The 6,100-nt window shown below is 61.9% G+C and carries 4 protein-coding genes; 1 reads left to right on the top strand and 3 read right to left on the bottom strand.

Features of this window, described 5'->3' with window-relative positions; translation table 11 throughout:
* Positions 1-215: 215 nt before the first annotated feature.
* From NW857_RS02990 to NW857_RS02980, 3 genes are all read right to left on the bottom strand, one after another.
* Complete coding sequence (locus tag NW857_RS02990) at positions 216-2,585, bottom strand: tetratricopeptide repeat protein (protein ID WP_414367906.1); 2,370 nt, start codon at positions 2,583-2,585, stop codon at positions 216-218.
* A 98-nt stretch (positions 2,586-2,683) separates the two neighbouring features.
* On the bottom strand, positions 2,684-2,977 hold the full coding sequence (locus NW857_RS02985; protein ID WP_414338112.1) for a class I SAM-dependent DNA methyltransferase: 294 nt from the start codon (positions 2,975-2,977) through the stop codon (positions 2,684-2,686).
* 16 nt (positions 2,978-2,993) lie between these two features.
* Positions 2,994-4,982: a hypothetical protein gene (locus NW857_RS02980; protein WP_414333295.1), complete on the bottom strand. Its 1,989-nt coding sequence runs from the start codon at positions 4,980-4,982 to the stop codon at positions 2,994-2,996.
* Between the two features lie 443 nt (positions 4,983-5,425).
* Between NW857_RS02980 and rplC the strand changes: the two genes are divergently transcribed.
* A complete protein-coding gene (gene rplC / locus NW857_RS02975) occupies positions 5,426-6,070 on the top strand; it encodes a 50S ribosomal protein L3 (protein WP_414333293.1) in 645 nt (214 codons plus the stop codon).
* Positions 6,071-6,100: the final 30 nt, after the last annotated feature.

The following is a 6,100-nucleotide window of genomic DNA, read 5'->3' as shown; positions in this document are numbered from 1 at the left end:
CCAGCTCAAACCCGTAGCGCTCCAAAAAGGTGGCGGGATCCATCAGGCAGGGCCCAAGGAAACTCAACCCAAGGCTAACCCAGATCCGGCAAGATAAAGGGGAGATAAAGCTTTCCTTCCCGGATCCCGCAAGACGGCTCTCGTCCTAGAATACCGCTATTGGCCTTCCATGCAGGCTCTGTGAAGAGGCTATGAAGCTGCGGTACGGCGAAGACTCAGTGGTCAACGGGCCCCAGCTCCAGCGCTGCCTCCAGAGCACGATCGCTGTCGGGAAATTGCGCCAGCAGCCGCCCTAGAAAGGTGGCATCTCCCGTCAGGCCGTACAGACTCATGAGCACATCCCCGGCATAGCGGCTCTGCGGGAAGCGGGCCAGCAGCTCATTGCCGGCGTAGATCGCCTGGCGGGCATAGCCGTCCCGCAAGGCTTTGGCTTCCAGAAAGTAGCGATCTCCAGGGTCGCTGGGATCCACGTAGTCGGGCAGCGGCGTGTCGAACAAGCTGGCATCTTCGGTCACCCCTGGGGGAAAGCCCGGCAGCGGATAGATGGCTGCCGTCTCGTCGGGAGGGTAGGCGGTGTACTGGCGGTAGAGGATCACCACCTGCCAGTAAAGACTTTTCTCTTGCCAGTGGTCAGGGGCAGCGGGATCCGCCAGCACAGAGCCGAGCAACTCTGCTGCCACAGCATGGTGATTGGCCCGCTGATAGTTGGATAAGGAACCATCAGAAGCAGCCGGTCGGGGCGGTGTCCTTTCCTCGGCATCCAGGCTGAGGCCAGCAGCGCGGTTGCGGTTAAACAGCCACAGGTAGCCATTGCGCCAACCGTCGGCAGCGGCCCAGTGGGCGGCCAGTTGATAGCGCTGCTGGGGGGTGGAGCGGGCTTGCCACCGCCTCAATTCTCGCCAGCGTTTTCGTTGGGCCTGGATTTCCGGATCCAAAGGGGTGCGGCTGCCGGGTTCTGGATCCCAGTCGTAAAGCCAGTAGCTGCCATCCAGCAAGGGGTAGCGCTCCAACACCGCATCCAAAGCCAGATTTTCCGTCAACCGGAGGGCTTGGTCGTAGCGGTGCTCGCGGGCGTAGCGCACCGCCAGCGCATAGCGGACGGCGGCAGCCAGAGGATGATCCCCGTGGCGGTCGAGAAAAGCCTGCAACTCGCCGGGGGTTGCGCCGCTGTCTAGGAGCAAAAGCAGGCGGCGGCGCAAGACGTAGCGCATGTCCCCATCGCCAAAGGGCTCCGCCAGCCAGTTGGCCAAAAGGAGCAGCGCCTCCTCCCGCTTGCTTTGCCACTCCAAGGTGCGCGTCAACCAAAAGAGGGCATCGTCGGCGCCGGGGTGATCCGGGTAGGCGGTCAGCCAAGCCCGCCAAAGGGCCTCTTCTTCTGCCGGGGGGAAAGGCCGCGGGATCGGCTCGCCGGTCTCGGGATTGTGGGGGGAATAGCCAAAATAGCTGCCCCCGCGAATGCGGGCATATTCCCGGCAAGCTTGGGTAAAGCGGGAGTTGGGAAAAGCCTCCGCCAGCTGCAGCAAAACCAAACCATTGCTGATGCCGTGCAGAGCGGCCAAATCCTCGTTGAGAGACCTCTGCAGCAGCGGCTCCCCGACGGGATCCCCCTTGATGTAGAGCAGGGCCGCCGCCAAAAACCGCTGTGGGTCGGCATCATCGGCCACCACACTGCGCAACAACACCTGAGCACCAGGGTTGAGGGTTTCCGGCTCCGCTATCTGCAGCAGAAAAAACTCTCGAGATGAGGGTGGCAAACCTTCATACAGAGGGCGCACCGCCTGCACTGTTGGCTGTTCTAGGAGCAGCACCTGGTCGGCGCGCCCATAAAAATCGATGTAAGAGGTGGTACTCCCCTCAACCCGCTGCCGCACCGCCTGCACCTGGGATAGCGCCCAGGATGGGATCCCTTCCTCCTCATAGGGCAAGACGCTCAAGAGTTTCTTGGCCCGCTGTGGAGGGCTGCTTTCCAAGGCGGGGATCAGCACCCCGTAGACCTGCTCTCGAAAGGGAAATCCTTCTTGGGTGAGCAAGCTGTTGAGCCAGTTGAGATTGAAACTCCACTCCGGGCTATCGGCTTGGATCCCGGCCAAGGCCAGCTCGGTGAGGCGCTGCACCGACTCTGGCCGATCCAGCCCAAACAGCTCGTACTGGGGCGGGATCTCCTGACCGCTGGAGTAGTCGTAGCCCCCGAACAACGCCGCTGGGGCGAAAAACTCAGCCGGATTTTGCCGCAGCCGATCCTCCAACCACCAGCGGCTGTAAGGCAGGCCATGGCTTTGTAAAGTGTAAAAGGCGTAGCTGCGGCGGCTTGGGTCGGCGGATCCCCCCCAGCGGGCTAGCACAGGATAGGTCAGAGGAAACCAGCGGTCGCTTGGGCCGGGATCGAACGCTGCCACATCTTCATAGCCGGAGAAAGCGGCGTACCGATAGAGGATCAGATCCCGGTGCATCTGCAGCCGTAGCCGCTGCAGTAGGACGTAGCCCCCCGCTCCCAGCCCCGCCAGGAGGCCGGCGGCGAGGGCCAGCGTTGCCACAGGACGAAGGGGAAAGCGGCGGGACGAGGGCGCCGGGGTATCCGGATTCATAAAACCCAATCCAAGTCCAGGCGGGCGTCCCCACTCTACTCGATTCTTTCCGAGCGCGGATAGAGGGCCTACAGCCATTTCGGGCCGGCCGCTTTCGATCACGGCTGCCGACGTAAACACCACACGGCTCCGGGCACGTCGGTTTCTCCCTCTCGCCGCAGGGTAAAGTTCTGATGATAGACGGGATCCAGCCCTGCCCGTTCTGCCTGCCGCAGCACGTAGGCGGCGGAGTGGGCAGAGCGCCCCGTGGTGGATCCCAGCTCGTAGCCGGGGACGGATCCCTGCTCGACGGTGAAGGCCAAAAGCCCGCCGGGATTGAGCACCCGCCCACAGGCCGGCAAGACCTGGCCCAAATCCCCCAGATAGATGAACACATCTGCCGCCAGGAGCAAGTCGTAGCACTCTGAATCAAGCCGTGGCCATGGCCTTCGCGGCCTTTAAAATGAGGTAATCTAACATGCCGGTGTTCTCTTCGCCGCGGTAGTTACAAGTGGAGCGCACCAGCCACAGCCCCTTCCGAGTTCGGCAACAGAGGTTGAGCAGCGTGCGAGCCAGAATTTGTTGACGCGCCTGTAGGTCTTGGGCCGCGTCGAAAACCTCCCCATCCCACTCCGGTGTCAGCACACGGCTGTTGTAAAGCACACGCCAGAGAGAACGGGACCAAAGCGGATTGGTGATGTCGAACCAAAACTGGTAATCTGCCTCTAAACCTCGATTGATATAGGCCACCGGCGTCGCCACCACCAGGTAGCGGGAATAGTCGGGCTCAAAGCGTCCGCTGCTGGGGGTTTGTCCCGAGCGGATCATGGCCAAAAAGGCGGCATCCCCTTCGGTAGGGAAGGCCCGGCGAAACCGTTGCGCCGCCTCTATCAGCACGCGCAGCAGCTCCTGATCCTGAGGGGAGGAAATCACCGGGGCCAAGTGATCGGCAAAAAACCGCTGAAAGAAGACGGCCAATGAAGGCCCAGGAGGATAGCCGCGTAGCCAATCGAACAATCGCTGGTAGCGCTCCAGGTTGGCAAACCCCACCCGCTCCGGCTGCCGTACCGCGGTTCGGGAACGCAGAGAACGACCCACCGGATCCCAGGTATCTTGGGCCAACAGGGCTGCCCGGATGGGATCCAGATCCAACACCCAGCTCAACAGCAGCCGCCAGGCCGGCAGGGTGGGAAAAGCGCCCCACTCGGGATGGGCCAATTCCGCTGCCGTCAGCACTGCGCGCACCAACGGGTAGCGGATCAACGCCGGGAAAGGGGCGATCGGCAAGACCTCCGGCAATTGCTCCTGCAGCCTCAGGCTCACCCCCACATCCATACGCGGCAGCAAAACAGCAATGCGAGAGGCCGGGATCCCGGCCCGCAAAAGCTGCCGGATCTCAGCAACCATCCCTTCCACCGCTGTAAACAGAGTCTCTCCCTCCAGCACCTGCACCTTCGGCGGCTCTCCCCCCTTCGGTTCGGGCAGCGAATGCGAAAACTGGGGATCCAGCACCCGCACAATCTGCACCCCCAGCCGAATCATGCCGGCCGAGCCGCGATAGCTCCTCTCCAGAAGCTGAACCCGGGTGTTTTCCATCAAAAAGTCAGCTACTGCCTCCGGGATCCCGGTCAACGAGACTCCGCCGCCGAGGGTGTAGCTAAAAAACTGGCTTTGCAGATGGGCTTGCCCTTGCCGGTAAAACTCCAGCGCCACCCCGCAACTGTCTTCCGCCTGATCCACGATCAGGTGATCCCACTCCTGCCAAAACTCCGCCAGCGGCAAGATGTACTCACCAAACAGCCGGATCTGCAAGCCAAAATCCAGGGATCCCAGCCGCAACCCCACCTCCCACAGCCGCTCCACACAACAGCCCATCGCCTGCAAAGCCTCTGCCCGCCCCGGATCCCCCTCCGCCGGCCAGGCCGCTGCCAGCCGGGATCCCACCGCTTCCGCCGCCAAACCCGAAGCCCCCGCAATATAGGCAGCACTGCTGATCTGATCCCAGATCTGGAACTCCTTGAGCCCAACGCCGGCAAAGACTTGCCCATGCCGCGGGCACAAAGCGCAGGCCCGTTGGCAGAGAAATTGAGTCAGATCCTTGGCCAAGGGGATCGGCTCAAACTGAGGGGGCAACTGCGGGAGGCGGGCACACACCTGCGGCCAATGATCGGCCAGAGAGCGCCCCACCCGCTGCAAGAACGTCTCGATCCGCCACGGCCCCACCAAACCCAAGCTGGACTGCTGCAAGCGCCGCAACACCTCATCCGCCTGCCGTTGACTCCGCACCAAAAACAAGATCCGCGCCGGATCGGATCCCGCCTGCAACAAACTCCAATAGCGCTCCACACAAGCCTGGGTCAGCCCACTGCCTGCCCAGCCCAGCACACTTTGGAAGGGATCCCGCCAATGGTTCCTCATTGCTTCCACCGTCATTGGCCTCCCCAACCATTTTCTCGGCAAAAGACTGGACAAATAGGCCTTCGCTTCATTATGATTGGTTTTCGTTGCCAACTAAGCCCACGCGCTTCGGCAACCCAACGTACTGCTATTCCAGATACTGCCTCTTTGCAGGCAAGTCTGAGCAGTTCTAAGCAAAAGCAGTTTGGCGTGTAACTTCAGGCCGAGCTGAGCAGCAGGCCCAGTGCTGTCCAGATTGGCAGGGATCCTAGCCTCTCCCTGCACTGTTTTTTTGCCTGAGCCAGCAGACTTAGCCAGAGTCTGATTTTCCTGCCGTCACGCTGCTGCTCTACGCATCTGGCTGACCCAGCCAAAGGGCTCCGTCTCGACGGCTAGCTGATTGTCGGAGTGAGCCGGTTCTGAGTTGATGAAAACGAGTCGTGCAGGCTCGAGGGGAGGTTCTTGTGGCACTTGGCATCCTTGGCAGAAAAGTCGGCATGACCCAGATCTTCTCTCCAGAAGGGCTGGCCATTCCGGTCACCGTTGTACAGGCCGGGCCTTGCACGGTGACCCAGATCAAAACCCAAGCCACAGATGGCTACAACGCCGTTCAGTTGGGCTACTTGCCCACTGCCGAAAAGCATCTCACGCGGGCGCAGCGGGGCCACCTCAGCAAAGCGGGGGTGGCAGAGCTACTGCGCCACCTGCGGGAGTTTCGGGTTGACCAGCCAGAAGCCTACCAGTTGGGGCAAAAAATTACCGTTGAGATTTTCTCCCCCGGCCAATTGGTGGATGTGGCGGGCACCTCCATCGGGCGAGGGTTTGCCGGCTATCAGAAGCGGCACCACTTCGGCCGTGGCCCCATGTCCCACGGCTCCAAAAACCACCGCCGGCCAGGCTCCATCGGCGCCGGCACAACTCCAGGCCGCGTCTTTCCGGGGATGCGCATGGCAGGGCGGCTGGGAGGTGGCCGAGCCACCACCCGTAAATTGCAATTGGTGCAGGTGGATCCGGAGCGGGATCTGCTGGTGATCAAGGGTTGCGTGCCCGGCGTGGAAGGGGGGCTGCTGGAGATCACCCCTGCTAAGCAGGTGGGCAACAGACGTTAGGCAAAACCAAGGCTGACCGGCATCCGCGAA

Origin of the sequence: Synechococcus sp. H55.9, assembly GCF_047462355.1 — a bacterium.
GTDB lineage: Bacteria > Cyanobacteriota > Cyanobacteriia > Thermostichales > Thermostichaceae > Thermostichus.
Note: the sequence above shows the minus strand (reverse complement) of the source record. Positions and strands in the feature narration are given on the sequence as shown.